At 43.7% G+C, this 14,185-nt stretch carries 15 protein-coding genes and 1 other RNA gene; 11 read left to right on the forward strand and 5 right to left on the reverse strand.

All coding sequences use genetic code 11. The features are described from left to right. Positions 1-187 precede the first annotated feature (187 nt). Positions 188-578, reverse strand: an RNA gene (gene rnpB, locus WCM76_11515) — RNase P RNA component class A. Between the two features lie 142 nt (positions 579-720). On the opposite strand from rnpB, the gene WCM76_11520 reads away from it, so the two are divergent. From WCM76_11520 to WCM76_11570, 11 genes are all read left to right on the forward strand, one after another. Next, positions 721-1,617 (forward strand): zinc-dependent peptidase, encoded by an 897-nt coding sequence (locus WCM76_11520; protein ID MEI6766262.1) that lies wholly within the window; start codon positions 721-723, stop codon positions 1,615-1,617. A 150-nt stretch (positions 1,618-1,767) separates the two neighbouring features. Then, positions 1,768-2,163, forward strand: a complete 396-nt coding sequence (locus tag WCM76_11525; protein ID MEI6766263.1) for a heme-binding domain-containing protein — start codon at positions 1,768-1,770, stop codon at positions 2,161-2,163. Positions 2,164-2,275: 112 nt separating this feature from the next. Continuing rightward, positions 2,276-3,478, forward strand: a complete 1,203-nt coding sequence (locus WCM76_11530; protein MEI6766264.1) for a beta-ketoacyl-[acyl-carrier-protein] synthase family protein — start codon at positions 2,276-2,278, stop codon at positions 3,476-3,478. Between the two features lie 17 nt (positions 3,479-3,495). After that, positions 3,496-4,557, forward strand: coding sequence for a beta-ketoacyl synthase chain length factor (locus tag WCM76_11535; GenBank protein MEI6766265.1), 1,062 nt, complete (start codon positions 3,496-3,498; stop codon positions 4,555-4,557). Then, positions 4,551-5,333, forward strand: a complete 783-nt coding sequence (locus tag WCM76_11540; GenBank protein MEI6766266.1) for a polysaccharide deacetylase family protein — start codon at positions 4,551-4,553, stop codon at positions 5,331-5,333. The genes WCM76_11535 and WCM76_11540 overlap by 7 nt, the downstream gene beginning before the upstream one ends. Continuing rightward, complete coding sequence (locus WCM76_11545; GenBank protein MEI6766267.1) at positions 5,314-6,009, forward strand: outer membrane lipoprotein carrier protein LolA; 696 nt, start codon at positions 5,314-5,316, stop codon at positions 6,007-6,009. Before WCM76_11540 ends, WCM76_11545 begins: the two co-directional genes overlap by 20 nt. Positions 6,010-6,027: 18 nt before the next feature. Beyond that, entirely contained in the window at positions 6,028-6,396 is a 369-nt protein-coding gene (locus WCM76_11550) for a 3-hydroxyacyl-ACP dehydratase (GenBank protein MEI6766268.1), read from the forward strand. Then, the gene (gene cysQ / locus WCM76_11555; protein MEI6766269.1) at positions 6,393-7,214 is read left to right on the forward strand and encodes a 3'(2'),5'-bisphosphate nucleotidase CysQ; all 822 of its coding nucleotides are present in this window, start codon (positions 6,393-6,395) and stop codon (positions 7,212-7,214) included. The genes WCM76_11550 and cysQ overlap by 4 nt, the downstream gene beginning before the upstream one ends. 56 nt (positions 7,215-7,270) lie before the next feature. Then, on the forward strand, positions 7,271-7,543 hold the full coding sequence (locus WCM76_11560) for a DUF4342 domain-containing protein (protein MEI6766270.1): 273 nt from the start codon (positions 7,271-7,273) through the stop codon (positions 7,541-7,543). 17 nt (positions 7,544-7,560) lie between these two features. Further along, positions 7,561-8,397 (forward strand): transketolase, encoded by an 837-nt coding sequence (locus WCM76_11565; protein MEI6766271.1) that lies wholly within the window; start codon positions 7,561-7,563, stop codon positions 8,395-8,397. A 74-nt stretch (positions 8,398-8,471) separates the two neighbouring features. Further along, positions 8,472-9,869: a T9SS type A sorting domain-containing protein gene (locus tag WCM76_11570; protein ID MEI6766272.1), complete on the forward strand. Its 1,398-nt coding sequence runs from the start codon at positions 8,472-8,474 to the stop codon at positions 9,867-9,869. 693 nt (positions 9,870-10,562) lie between these two features. Here the strand turns inward: WCM76_11570 and WCM76_11575 are convergent. The 4 genes from WCM76_11575 to WCM76_11590 form a co-directional block, all read right to left on the reverse strand. Next, entirely contained in the window at positions 10,563-11,621 is a 1,059-nt protein-coding gene (locus WCM76_11575) for a T9SS type A sorting domain-containing protein (protein ID MEI6766273.1), read from the reverse strand. A gap of 217 nt (positions 11,622-11,838) precedes the next feature. Continuing rightward, complete coding sequence (locus WCM76_11580) at positions 11,839-12,588, reverse strand: gliding motility-associated C-terminal domain-containing protein (protein ID MEI6766274.1); 750 nt, start codon at positions 12,586-12,588, stop codon at positions 11,839-11,841. Positions 12,589-12,827: 239 nt separating this feature from the next. Then, positions 12,828-13,112 carry a T9SS type A sorting domain-containing protein gene (locus WCM76_11585; GenBank protein MEI6766275.1) on the reverse strand — a complete coding sequence of 95 codons (285 nt, stop codon included), beginning with the start codon at positions 13,110-13,112 and terminating at the stop codon, positions 12,828-12,830. Positions 13,113-13,584: 472 nt separating this feature from the next. Then, entirely contained in the window at positions 13,585-14,067 is a 483-nt protein-coding gene (locus tag WCM76_11590) for a hypothetical protein (protein ID MEI6766276.1), read from the reverse strand. Positions 14,068-14,185 lie beyond the last annotated feature (118 nt).

Consider the following 14,185-nt stretch of genomic DNA (forward strand, 5'->3'; position numbering starts at 1 on the left):
TGTTGGTAGAATGAATAAGCGTTTGATTATCGGCGGCGCACGGATAATATTTCTAGAAGCAACAGTCCTAACCTGCGCCGCAAAAACCAATGATTCAATCAATGACAATTGAACAATTCAACAATTTGACAATTTGAAAATTCAACAACTCAACAATGCCAATCTGCCTCTGGCGAAGAAAAGAAAAAAAAGCAACAGTTCTGTAAGCCGGGTTCTGTCATCGCATGCAATGGCTTGCGCCGCTTCATACTGTTTCCATCATTTATCTGCCCGCTGCGTTGCCGCAACGATCTAACGACCTACCCCCCGGGATTGGGCGGGCAGCCCTCTTACCCCGGTATATTTGGTCTTTCAACCCATAAGGTTTGCCCCGGCCGGAACTCTCGAACCGGCTGCGTGAGCTCTTACCTCACGTTTTCACCCTTATCATGGCACAAGTGTCATGACGGTATTTTTCTGTGGCACTCGCTGTCTTCCATCCGTTCCCGGATAGAAGCCTTCCCGTTAGGAAGTATGGCGCCCTGTGTTGCCCGGACTTTCCTCCCCGCACAAGGCGGAGCGATGGAACGAACTGTTGCACCGCAAAGGTACGGAATCGGACAATACAAAATTTCGCTTTGATATTATATCGTCAATGCATATCTTTGGTATGACGGAAAACCATTGAATCATATACCAGGCACCAGCCGAAACAGCTAAGAGAATTAAAAAAATTATACTATGATATTTGCCGTTTTCGCTATTGTAATCCACTTCGTGTTGCTGATTTTCTTTATTCAATGGAAATTAGGAATGCTTGAACCCAAAAAGGAAGAAATGGGGAATATGAGTCCTGATGAATACCCCTTCTATTATAAGCTCGATCTTTCCCATCACCGCCTGCGCCCACTTCCGGTGGTCAGACCGGGAAACTACCTTACGGTTGAGGAAGAAGATATTCTCAGGAAACGATTCAGATATTACAATGAATTGCCGCTCTGGCTGCAGCCCCGCTTCTGCAAAAGAGTGGCTCACTTTATAAGACATAAGGATTTTGAAGGGCGGCAGGACCTGGAACCGACAACCGAAATGAAGGTTCTGATTAGCGCTGCCGCCATTAAACTCACTTTCGGACTCGACGACTATATGCTTGACCACTTCCGTAAAATCATTGTTTATCCGGAAATCTATTATTCAAAACTCTCTAAAACCTATAATAAAGGCGAAGCCAGCGAACACGGAATCATTGTATTTTCATGGGACAATTTTGTTGAATCGCTCGAAGAATTCGATAACGGCATCAACCTCGGCTTTCATGAATACTCGCATGCCCTGTTAATGATGTGCTCCAATACCGACATCGGCGACCCTTGCGCCCGCGACGGTTATGGGCAATTAAGCCTGCTGCTGTCGGCCGACCACCTTTCCACAAAAGTCCGTGAAACAGGTTTGTTCAGAGATTATGCCTTTAAAAATAAAATGGAGTTCTTCGCAGTAAGCGTAGAAAATTTCTTTGAACGTCCGGTCCAGCTTCGCGAAAAATGCCGCGAACTGTACGACCTGCTCCGCTTTATGCTCAATCAGGACCCGGCAGCAGAAGTGAAAATAAGTACTGAATTACCCAGGTATTCTGAATAAAAATATCTTCAAAATTATAACAGAATTCATGGCTATATTCGTATCGGATTTGCAAATATTAATAAACTATTTTTGTAATGAAGTTCGTTTTAAGCTATCTTTACAAATCGAATATAAAATTTAAACCATAACCTCAAAAAACAAGACCGTATGAAAAAAGTGATGTTAATGTTGTCTGTTCTTGCTGTGGCAATCGTTGCCTCCTCATTTGTTTTAGCACCCGCAAAAGCAGTGAACGGAGCAAAATCTAAACTTACCGCCAGCACAAGTATTCCTGCCGACGTTTACAAAGTATTTGAAAAATCATGCATTGCATGCCATTCAGACGGAGGAAACGGCATGGCAGCAGGTATGGTAAACTTCCCCAAATGGGACACCTACAATGCCAAAAAACAGGCTAAAAAATCGGCCGCTGTATGCAAAGCTATTACCAAAGGCAGCATGCCTCCGGGCTCTTACAAAACCAGCCATCCCGAAGCAATTCCCAATGCTCAGGATATAAAACTGGTTACCGATTGGGCAACAAGTCTGAAAATAAAGAAATAGAACACATTATTTCTGCAATAACAAATGGCTCACAGTGCATAATCAAGCACAGGTGGGCCATTTCTGTTTGCAAAAAAATAGTACTTTCGTACAATAATAATATGTATATCGAATGGCGCAAAGGGTTTTTGTGACAGGCAGCGGTATCGTTTCCGCAATTGGGAATAACACACCTGGGGCATTGGATTCACTGATGAACAGACGTTCGGGTGTGGGTAAGATTACGCGTATGGAAACATCGTACCGCGATGTGATACCCGTAGCCGAAGTAAAATATTCGAATGATGAATTGCTTGCCGCCTGCGGACTGAAAAACAGGGGAACATACACACGCACCGGACTGCTCGGCATGCTTGCCGCACGCGAAGCGCTGCAAAGCGCCGGACTTGACCCGAAAGCACAGCGAACAGCACTGTTATCGGCAACATCTGTTGGCGGAATGGACCGCAGCGAATTGTTTTACGACACCTTTTTTACCGACCGCTCAAAAGGCAGATTGTGCGATGTGGCATCACACGATTGCGGAAGCAGCACTGAGCAGATAGCCGCTTTTATTGGTGCACAGCACATGGTAAGCACCATCAGTACAGCATGTTCATCTTCAGCGAACTCGATAATGCTGGGTGCACGCCTGATTAAAAACGGACTGGCCGACTGCGTGATAGCCGGAGGTACGGATTCACTGACACGCTTCACACTCAACGGATTTAATACACTGATGATACTCGACCGCGAACACTGCAAGCCCTTCGACGAAAACAGACTCGGGCTGAATCTGGGCGAAGGCGCAGGCTTCATTGTGCTTGAATCGGAAAAGATGATTGAAAAAAGCGGAAAGAAAGTACTGTGTGAGCTTACCGGCTATGCCAATGCCAACGATGCATTTCATCAAACAGCATCTTCGCCCGAAGGCACAGGCGCCTTTCTGGCCATGAGTGGCGCTATTGCTATGAGCGGACGCGAACTTTCCGATATCAGCTATATCAATGTTCACGGAACGGGCACTTCTAACAACGACCTGTCGGAAGGCATTGCCATAGAACGCCTCTTTGGCGAAAATGTTCCTTTATACAGCAGTACAAAACCCTATACCGGACATACACTGGGTGCCGCTGGCGGCGTAGAAGCCGTATTTTCGGTACTTTCCATAATGCATGGAATTGCCTGGCCATTGCTGAACTGGCACACTCGGATGAAAGAACTGAAATCAACACCCTTAACAGAACTGAAACAGGGTTTGGATATACAAAACGTTCTTTCCAACTCATTCGGATTTGGCGGTAATAATTCATCACTGCTGTTCTCAAAAGTATAACGGATCAACAAGATTATATGAAGGCTTACATTACAGGTATAGGAGCAATAACAGCACAGAAAACGGCTGTAAAGCCATTCTTTGCGGAAACTCCCATCGCGCAGGAAGGTGAATGGCTCCGCAGCATTGAACCCGATTATAAAGAATATGTAAACCCGGTTCTTATCCGAAGAATGAGCCGCGTCATAAAAATGGGTGTAGCATCAGCGCTGATGTCGCTGAAAGAAGCCGGCATCACCATGCCCGACGCCATCATCACCGGAACGGGTCTGGGATGTATTGAAGACACCGAGAATTTTCTGAATAATATTATTACCAACAAAGAACAATTTCTTCCCCCTACTCCCTTCATTCAGTCAACACACAACACCATTGCCGCGCAGGTAGCGCTCATCCTGAAATGCAACAATTACAACTTTGCTTACGTGCACGGCGGACTCTCGTTTGAATCGGCTTTGCTCGATGCTATGATGATGATGAACGAAGGCAATGGAACTAATATTCTCGTTGGAGGCACCGACGAACTTACACAGGCATCGTGGAGCATCATGCACCGTATGGGAATGTATCGCAGCAGCTGCAGCAACCATCTGAACATTCTCAGCAATAAAGGCCGCGGAAGCATCGGAGGCGAAGGTTCGGTTTTCCTGACGCTGAGTACCGAAAACAACAATGCTTACGCAAGCATCAATTCCATCGATATTTTTTCGGGAAAAGCAGACTCGAAAAGAGTTACCGAATATATAAAATCAGGACTTGACACTGCAGAAATGAAGGCAGATGATATTGACCTGTGTATTTTCGGAATGAACGGCGACCGCCAAGGCGACCGCATCTACGACGAACTCAGCAACGGGATGTTCGCAGGTAAAACTGTTGTGGCCTACAAACATCTTACGGGCGAATATCATACGGCAAATGCCTTTGCACCGGCACTTGCGGCAAGCATCCTCCGTTCACAATCCGTTCCCGACAGTGTTGCTGTGCATGGAAACAAACCCGGCAACATCAGAAATATCCTGATCTACAATCATTATTTCAATACGCATCATTCTGTTATTACGCTTTCGGGATGCTGACATTCAGAAACACCAGTACCGTTTTCCTGCTTTCGCTGCTCACGCTGAATCTGCTTAATGTTTTCATTGGCATCAGCGGATGGTGGTACGCCCTGCCTTTAGGATTGTATTCGATAGTAATCATGTGGGGGTCGTCGAAAGTGGATTCCAACTTTCACTTTAAGGTATACTGCAAAGGCGAAACCGATGAAAAGCTTGTTGCACTTACCTTTGATGATGGCCCCGACCCTGAGCTTACACCACAGGTACTGGACGTTCTCAACAAACACGGTGTCACCGCGGCATTCTTCTGCATCGGTAAAAAGATGGATGCTGCCCCCGAACTTACGAAACGCATTATAGACGAAGGGCATGTGTTGGGAACCCACACGTATTCGCACGGCAACTGGTTTGACATGTATGCCCCGTGGACCATGCGTAAAGATATTATGAAGGCTGCAGATGCAGCTTTTAATGCAACAGGGTTGCGTCCGCTGCTGTTCAGACCGCCCTATGGCGTAACAAATCCGAATCTTCGTTTAGCACTGCGCAAAACACCGTTTCTCTCCGTTGGCTGGAGCATACGGACCCTCGATACTGTTAAAAGCGACCACGATAAAATTGCCTCACGCATGAAAGAATTACATCCGGGCGATGTTATTTTGCTGCACGATACCACGAAAGGCATTGCAAAACTTCTGGATGAATCGATTATCAATATTAAGAATTCCGGCTTTAAAATTGCCAGAGCAGACACACTTCTGAACATCAAGGCTTATGAAAACTATGAATCGTAACATCAGCATACTGCTGTTTTCTGTAATAATTCTACTGTCGGCACATGGTGCAAAAGCCGAAGCTAATCCGGCTTTTCAAGATAATACACCACCAAAGGATACGGCTTTCACTGCCATGAAAGACACAACGGCATTCAAGAATAAACTGTCGCAGACATCTAAAAATCTTAAAACACTTGAAAGCGATTTTATTCAGGAAAAGCATATGGATATCCTGACGGAAGCAAGCATTTCCAAAGGACATTTCAGTTTTAAGAATGGTAACATGGTAAGGTGGGAATACACGGATCCGTTCAAATATATCATCATTATAAACGACGGGAAAATATCGGTAATTGACGAAAAGCGCACGTCGAGTTATGATTTGACTTCCAACTCTGCCTTTATTGAAATCAACGGCAAACTTTCAGGACTTATCAATGGCGATATCGTAAATTCAAAAAGTGATTTCAACATTAATTATCTGGAGAACGAACATTTTTATCTTTTAAAACTAAAGCCGGTAGCCAAAGGCATGAAAGACTATTTTAAGAGTATCTTTGTGTGGTTCGACAAATCGGATTATACTGTTGCAAAAATACGTATGACCGAGTTGAGCGGCGATTTTACGGAAATAAGTTTTACCGGTAAAAAAGTCAATCAGCCCATTGCTGACGACCGGTTTATTATTAAATGACAACTAAAAATTCAGTGTATGCTTCTGAATGATTTCTTTACGATAACGGGAATTGAATCAGTTGATGATAAAAATATTGTCAGCGTTGAATTGAATAAAAGTCACACAATCTACGACGGACATTTTCCGGGAAACCCTGTGGTGCCGGGAGTTTGCCAGACTCAAATGATTAAGGAAGCCCTGGAATCTATTATAGGTTCAAAGCTGAGAATGACAACAGCCAATGAAATTAAATACCTTGCCGTGATAAATCCTGAGGTTGATTCACATCTGGTTATTGAGATGAAAATAAAAACTCAGGAAGAAGGCTTAATCGCCGTGAACAGCGCCATAATCTCAGGAGAAAAACAGTTCCTGAAATTTCGCGGTACATTTATTAAAGAATGAATAACAGCACCATAATACACAGCTATCTTTATTCGGCAGCACTGCAGGCCGCACTGGAAGCCGGAAAGAAAGCGCTCAGTTTTTTTCGTTCCGGGTACACCATAAAATATAAAACAGATTCATCACCTGTTACCGATGCCGATATGGCCGCTCATCAGGTAATTCACGACAGACTGCTGCCTTTTGGTTTGCCGATGCTGAGTGAAGAGAGTACTATTTTTGATTATGAGGAACGTCAGCACTGGCAGCAATTCTGGCTCGTTGATCCGCTTGACGGCACTAAAGAATTTATAAGCGGAAACGGAGAATTTACCGTTAATATTGCATTGATAGTTGAGCAAACGCCCGTCTTTGGCGTAGTGTACGCACCGGTTCCTGATGTGATGTATTTTGGATTTGACAATGGCTCGTACAAAGTCGAGAAAGCATCTGAACGTTCGCAGGCTGAATTTAATCTTGAAGCCTTACTTCTGACCGCAGTAAAACTGCCATGCAGCAACACATCCACGTTTACGGTGGTAGCCAGCCGCTCACATCTGAATAAAGAAACAGCTGATTTTATTGAGAATCTGAAACTGAAGCACGGAAAGATTTCAAAAATAACAAAAGGCAGCTCATTGAAACTTTGCGCAGTAGCAGAAGGCAGCGCAAATATGTATCCACGAATCGGCCCTACTATGGAATGGGATATTGCGGCAGGTCATGCTGTGCTTAAGTTTGCTGACGGCACAGTAAGGGCAACTGCAGACAGCTTGGATTTGAAATACAACAAACCGGACTTACGCAATCCGGATTTTATAGCCGTAGGAATGGAATAGTAAATTTTATAAATTTGACTATTGTTTCTCATTCTTATCTCAAAAACATACACATCATGGCAGAAGAAAAAACTGAATTTAAAGTCTCCGGTGAAGATCTTCTTAAAAAGATAAAACAGATTATCCATGAAGGAAACGCGCGCCGCATCTACATCAAAGATGAGAACGGACATGTGTTTATTGAAATACCGTTGACCGTAGGAATCGTCGGAGTGGCCCTCGCTCCTATCCTTGCAGCAGTTGGCGCTATTGCAGCGCTGGTAAGCAGTTTCACAATAGAGGTGGTGAAAAAAGAAGAAGATAAAAAGGAAGAAGATAAAAAAGACTAAACCCGGATTCGCTCTTCATGGAAGCATCGCCACAAACAAGATTATCACCCACTGAAATAAAGGAAACAGCAAAACTGCTGAGAGCAGATATTCTGCGAAGCCTTGCCGAAGCCGGCTCAGGTCATACCGGCGGAAGTCTGGGACTGGCCGATGTTTTCGCATGTCTTTATTTCAATATTATGAACCACCGTCCGGATGAACCTCTATGGCCCGACCGTGACCGGCTTGTGCTGTCAATAGGACACGTGGCGCCGGTGCTGTATGCGAGTCTGGCACATGCAGGATATTTCCCCCTTGAAGAATTGCTGACGCTGCGTAAGCTGGGTTCACGCCTGCAGGGACATCCGGGGCGCGACCACGGACTGCCGGGAATTGAAGTCTCATCGGGCTCTTTAGGCCAGGGATTGTCGGTAGCTGTTGGTATGGCGCTGTCGGCTAAATCGGATAACAAAAGCTGGCGCACATTCAGCATACACGGCGATGGTGAGTTACAGGAAGGCAGCATCTGGGAAGCCGCCATGAGTGCCGCACACTACAAACTTGACAATCTTACCGCGCTTGTAGACAGGAACGGTCTGCAGATTGACGGTCCCACGCAAAAAGTAATGGCGCTCGAACCGCTTGCCGATAAATGGGCTGCCTTTGGATGGAATGTGATTGAATGCAGCGGGAACGAACCTGAAGAGATTATAGAAGCATACGGCATTGCCGGAAGACACAAAGGACAACCCTCGGTTATTCTTGCCGGAACACTTATGGGAAAAGGCGTACCTGAAATTGAAAACGACTACCGCTGGCATGGCAAAGCACCTTCAAAAGAGGAAGCAGAACGATTTATTTGCCAGATATCATAATTTTCTGTTTACGAATAACGTCCTTGCAAATATCCCTATCTTTGTACACTAACTGATTACTGAAGTCTATACAGATGAAAACTATATTCACACTTATTTTCAAAAACATCCTCGCCCCTGTTGTTATTGTACTGAGCATTTATAACGGTCAGCTTTCTGCACAGGAGTATAATGTGTACTACGGTAACATTCATTCACATTCATCATACAGCGACGGCAATCAGGACAGCACTAATTACATTCCTTATGATGATTACGTGTATGCAAGCCAGTCGCACCATTTTGATTTCTTAGGCATTTCCGACCACAACCACATGAACACAAGTGCCAATTTTTATAACGGGACCCTTCAGGCAGATAGTTTCAACCTCACACATCCCAATTTTGTTGCCTTATATGGTATGGAATGGGGATATTACTCCTACGGACATGTGGTCATCTACGAAAGTCAGGCTTTATATGGATGGTCGGGCAGTTACGATGTATATACCGATGCCTATGATTACGACAGTCTGTTTCATAAAATAGTAGCGAAACCCGGTTGCTTTGCTTATCTGGCACATCCATCCACTGCCCATTTTGGCGGACTGGTCAGCAAGCCTTTTGATTCTATTGATGACAAAGCCATTATTGGAATGGCCTATGGTGCTACCAGTGCATATTCGGAAGACACGACCTACAGCGAATGGCCGGGCTATTATCCCGGATATTTCAAGAAGATGCTTCTGCGCGGTTATCATCCCGGTGCGGGTATTGACCACGATAATCATAAAACAAATTATGGACGGAATACACAAAGCCGTCTGGCAGTGTTAGCGCTCTATCGCGAAAAATATCATATTCTCGATGCGCTGCGCAACCGTCGTTTTTTTGCAACGGAAGACTGGAACGCGGTGATAAATTTCAAGATAAATCTGCAACCCATGGGCAGCATATTCACCTCTGCCGGTGTACCGCATATTGAGGTTTATGCCTCAGATGGTGATGGCGAGACCGCTTCTGCCATAACATTATATTACGGCATTAAAGGCGACACGGTAAATACCTATACCTATACAACGGTTTACAACACCGATACGCTTACCATTGATACCGACAGTATTCCCGACCTTTCCACCCATTTTTACTGGGTCGTGGTTCAACAGGATGATGGCGACATCATAACCAGTTCCCCTATCTGGTACACCCGCGACGACGGTCAGCTTGTTGTTGGACTTGACGAAAACTCTGCTCCTGCTCAGGCGCAGGTATTCCCGAATCCTGCATCGGCCTATTTTACGGTTTCGGCATCGTCAGCGATTCAAGACATAGAATTATACAATATTACAGGAATCATGCTTGCCAAACACAACTACAGCGGCAACGGTTTTTCCGCATCCTTTCCATTGACGGGCATCAGCAACGGTATCTGCATCGCCCGCATCCGAACAACTTCCGGCGTTTTCACGAAGAAAATTATTGTACAGAAATAGTTTTTTCCTTGCTCGTATAATCGCTCGCTGTTCAGCAATTAAAATTACTATCTACACTTCACTACCATAACTGTTCATTTTTCATTTTTCATTATTCATTATTCATTTTTCATTTTTCATTATTCATTTTTCGTCTCACCACCTTCATCAATTGCGGCACAAGCTATTCCATTACATTAAGAATCATCATCCGTGCGCCGCCGGGTCTAATCACTCATACACATTCTACCAACAGGTCGCCCCTAGCGGGGCTAAAAAAATTACAAATTGTTAATTAATAATTATTAATTGGAAGCGCGTTGGCCCGGCAAAACTGCGGGGCAGGCGCGGGCATGAATGTGATATTTCGTAGAATTCCGACAATGAAGTTTACTCGCATTGTCAGGAATTCAGAAATATCGCAGAGCGGGCGGAAGCATAGTTTTGCCATGTCCTTTTGGGTACTTTTGTGACTAGACAAAAGTACCGGAGAAAAAACAAGCCCCGGCTGGCGCGCGTTTGTAACGCGTGCCCACGCAGTAATAACCAAAGATACTCAAACTTTTGTTTTTCCGTTAATAAACCAAAGCGTTTATAATCGCCAATTTGTGATTTTTTCGTGTAGACACATTTATCCAGCCAACAACAGTCTACCGTCGCACGCGTTACAAACGCGCGCCGGCAGGAGACGGATTTCGGCTACGCCTCAACTTACTATTTCATTATCACAATCTTCTCCTCCCCAAGCAACAGCCCATTGTTCCATACCTTTGCAAAGTAAAGCCCCTGAAGTTGTTTTGAAAAACTGATATGTTTTTTGATGATGCCGTTACCAATGTCGGCGGAGAATACCTGTTGACCAAGAATATTGGTGAGTTCAATGCGCGCATCCTGAAACGTGCCATTGATTAGCTCCACAGTAACATCTCCCATAGAAGGATTCGGGTAAATTCTAAAGCCCGGCTTTGCTTGACAGTCTTTAACATAAACCGTAACGCTGTCTTTTGTTTCAGACAGATCAAAATATTTTACAGTAAGGTAATACGTCGTTGTTTGTGTCGGACTTGCTTTAGGCCGCGCAATTCCGGGATTACTCAATCCAATAGAAGGCTCCCACGAATAGTTGTAATAAGGTTTGTCATGGCTACCCAAAATAGTACTATCTCCTCGGCAAATTATTGCATTGTCCCCAGCGCCTGCCGCCACAAATACCGAATCACAGGGAATAACACTGACCATGTCTATGTAATAGCCTGCTCCTGCAAAGGTTTCTCCGCCGCCGAAATCAATATACAGAGTATCGGTATTTGCATCATCATTGAAATTTCCTATTGTAATGCATCTTTCCTGACCTAGTGAGAAAAACGAACCTTGAACAAGCATCCATTTTGATTTATCACTTAGAAAGTTGCCACGCTTATTTGAAATTTGTGGAGTAACAGGCAATTCTACAATATCTGAACTTCGTATCGCTGTATCCGAAAAAAAAACGCCAACATCATCAGTTGCATATTGTGCAACGTCATTTAAATTTACATAAAAACTCACACAATATTGCCTGCCTTTTGTTAAAGTTTCTTTTAATTCATTCTGAATGTATTCCCTGTATAAAATACTTTTCCCGTAGACTGCGATGCAATAATATGCAATACCATCTTTCGCATACTGAAATCCATACTGATTTGATGGAACATCATTATTCTCACAATTTGTAAGTGCATTGAAATAATCAGGAGTCCCATCCGTAGGATTTCGCCAATTAAAAACCTCCATTGCACTATCACAAATTGGGTTAGGAAATATTTTATACTCCTCAAAAGATGGGTTCCTCACAAGATTTTCTTGAGCGTAAACCCCTGTGCAAAATAATACTGTAAGGGGAAATAAAGCAATTTTCAAAAGTCCGCTTTTCACTTATTTTATTATTAATATTTTCCCATCGTCATATGATTCTCCGGCCATACTGGAGATTGAATTGACTTAAAAATAATTACCGAATCAACGTAACATTCCCCTTCTTCACCACGCTGCTGCCATCGGCAAAAGTGACCTCCGCCAAATAAAAGTAAACCCCTGCGCTGCAGTCTTTGTTTTTGTAACGCCCATCCCAGCCGGTGTTTAATTCCTCAGTGCGGAACACTTCACTGCCCCAACGGTTATACACAGCAAAGTTTAGTTGTGTAATATTCTCACCGTATATTTTGAAATCATCATTTTGCCCATCCTTATTTGGAGAGAATACATTGGGGATGAAAACGGTATTATGCACCTCCAGTGGCGCAATGGTATCGGGACATTCCATAACAAGGACATCATCGATAAAGTAATAGGCATCTACTTCGAAATTATTTCCAGAAAAAGTATGTGCATTACAATCCTCTATTTTCCAAAAATTGCCAATTAGTAAGTACTTTTCACCGCCATGTGCGGTAAAAGTGCCGCTTATTTTAGTCCATCCCACTGTATCATCAATAATATTACCGAGTGGATTGCGAATTTGAGGCTGATAATATAATGGAACAGGATAGTTTATTGCATCTCCCAGATTAACAATTACAGTATCTGAAAAATACATTCCAAGTGCATCAGTTGCCCAATAACTATAATTATTTAAATTTACATAACACTCGGCATAGTAGCATTTATCGTTTTGTAATGGTATTTTAAGCTCTGTTTCAATATATTCACGCCACATAGGGTAAAAATATATTCCGGCCACACCCTCCCCTGTCCTTGGCATTTGGGCGGCAAATATGGAATTCAATACTGGAGAATGCCCACAAGTATCATAAAAATCACTGCTGGCAACATATAACGGTTGAAACCACGGAGCTGCATAATCAATTTGACAGCAATTATCCGGGCAAATTGTATGATACTCAAACCCGGGATTATTCACAAGATTCCCGCTCTGCCCCACACCAATCCGGCATGAGAGCAGAACGAAAACCAATGGGAATATTAAAACTCGTATTATCATTATTCTCTAATTATTATAAGGTGGTCGGTAACAAGAACGCCCTGCAAATCATATATCTTGTAAAGATACAAACCCTGAGGCATAGAAGCAAGCGATATTATGTTTGTAATGCTGTTTTCAAACGCCTCCTGCATTACTTTTTTACCTAAAATATCATAGAATTCAATGTGAAGTTGTGCTCCGGCAGCTAACCCGGAAGTTTCAATATATACTTCATTATCCCGGCTGGCGCGCGTTTGTAACGCGTGCCTCAACTTCTTTTCGTTTGTAACGAAATAACTCATTATACTGTTTTTAACCGGCGTCCTTCAATAATAATCACAACAGGCCAACCAACCGGTAAGCCTTGCAAATGCTCGCCGGCAGAGGCCGGGTGTAATTTGAAAATTCTAAATTACATACTCCGATATACCTGTGAACACTCCCGGATATAGTTAACAACATACTCTGATATACCTGTGAACACTCCCCGAGATAGTTAACAACATACTCTGATATACCTGTGAACACTCCCGGAGATAGTTAACAACACCTTCCCGATATACCTGTGAACACTCCCGGAGATAGTTAACAACATACTCCGATATACTAATGAACACTCTCGGATATAGTTGATAACATACTCTGATATACCTGTGAACACTCTCCGATATAGTTGTGAGGATACTCTGATATTCTAATCAGCAGTTTGCCGATATAATGAGGGTGGTTTTGGACACTTTTAAGGGGTATTGCGTGAAATGCTCAACGGAGATGTTACTGCTCCGGGGCGGGTGTTTTGGGAACCGAACCGGCACCCGGGAAGCGTTTTTGCAGGTCTTCATAGATGGCTTTGGCAGCCGGGACACCCTGCTTTGCAGCAACCTTCACCGCGGTATAAAACACCATGGACGACGACAGGGTTTCCACCCCCGCCTGCATGGCGGTGTCTTCTATATCCTGCACAAGCGGTTTAAGCTCGCGCAATAATTCATGAAGATACTTCGAAAGCTGATAGACTTTGTTAAACTGGTTCATGTCGAGGTAAGACGGAACCAAATCGCTGTTGCTTGACGCATAATTGAGCGTTTTATCTGCAAAGCTAATGGTTTTATCGCCCAGCTTCAGGCATTTTCTTCGCTGAGCCGCGGTCATGCTGATTACAAAGGTTAGCTTACCCGAAAGGGTCTGTATAGCCTGCAGTGAGTCTGACATGTCCTGTTGTGAGAAATTTGCTGAAGTAAAAGCTGAATTGTTCATAGTTTTAATTTTTTATGGTTTATATTGATTTGGATGATGCCGCCCTGGTCTGTTAGCCAGTGCGGTATAACTTAAAGGCATTTTTTATGCCATTTTGTTATGTCATTAAATATAAACC

This window comes from Bacteroidota bacterium, from assembly GCA_037133915.1.
Taxonomy (GTDB): domain Bacteria; phylum Bacteroidota; class Bacteroidia; order Bacteroidales; family CAIWKO01; genus JBAXND01.

What these genes read in the sequence shown, in the direction of transcription:
- WCM76_11525 (MEI6766263.1), top strand. Translation starts at nt 1,768, where the DNA reads ATGAAAAAAGTGATGTTAATGTTGTCTGTTCTTGCTGTGGCAATCGTT.
- WCM76_11545 (MEI6766267.1), top strand. Translation starts at nt 5,314, where the DNA reads ATGAAAACTATGAATCGTAACATCAGCATACTGCTGTTTTCTGTAATA.
- WCM76_11575 (MEI6766273.1), bottom strand. Translation starts at nt 11,621, where the DNA reads ATGGAGGTTTTTAATTGGCGAAATCCTACGGATGGGACTCCTGATTAT.
- WCM76_11560 (MEI6766270.1), top strand. Translation starts at nt 7,271, where the DNA reads ATGGCAGAAGAAAAAACTGAATTTAAAGTCTCCGGTGAAGATCTTCTT.
- WCM76_11550 (MEI6766268.1), top strand. Translation starts at nt 6,028, where the DNA reads ATGCTTCTGAATGATTTCTTTACGATAACGGGAATTGAATCAGTTGAT.
- WCM76_11565 (MEI6766271.1), top strand. Translation starts at nt 7,561, where the DNA reads ATGGAAGCATCGCCACAAACAAGATTATCACCCACTGAAATAAAGGAA.
- WCM76_11535 (MEI6766265.1), top strand. Translation starts at nt 3,496, where the DNA reads ATGAAGGCTTACATTACAGGTATAGGAGCAATAACAGCACAGAAAACG.
- cysQ (MEI6766269.1), top strand. Translation starts at nt 6,393, where the DNA reads ATGAATAACAGCACCATAATACACAGCTATCTTTATTCGGCAGCACTG.
- WCM76_11520 (MEI6766262.1), top strand. Translation starts at nt 721, where the DNA reads ATGATATTTGCCGTTTTCGCTATTGTAATCCACTTCGTGTTGCTGATT.
- WCM76_11530 (MEI6766264.1), top strand. Translation starts at nt 2,276, where the DNA reads ATGGCGCAAAGGGTTTTTGTGACAGGCAGCGGTATCGTTTCCGCAATT.
- WCM76_11590 (MEI6766276.1), bottom strand. Translation starts at nt 14,067, where the DNA reads ATGAACAATTCAGCTTTTACTTCAGCAAATTTCTCACAACAGGACATG.
- WCM76_11585 (MEI6766275.1), bottom strand. Translation starts at nt 13,112, where the DNA reads ATGAGTTATTTCGTTACAAACGAAAAGAAGTTGAGGCACGCGTTACAA.
- WCM76_11580 (MEI6766274.1), bottom strand. Translation starts at nt 12,588, where the DNA reads ATGCCAAGGACAGGGGAGGGTGTGGCCGGAATATATTTTTACCCTATG.
- WCM76_11540 (MEI6766266.1), top strand. Translation starts at nt 4,551, where the DNA reads ATGCTGACATTCAGAAACACCAGTACCGTTTTCCTGCTTTCGCTGCTC.
- WCM76_11570 (MEI6766272.1), top strand. Translation starts at nt 8,472, where the DNA reads ATGAAAACTATATTCACACTTATTTTCAAAAACATCCTCGCCCCTGTT.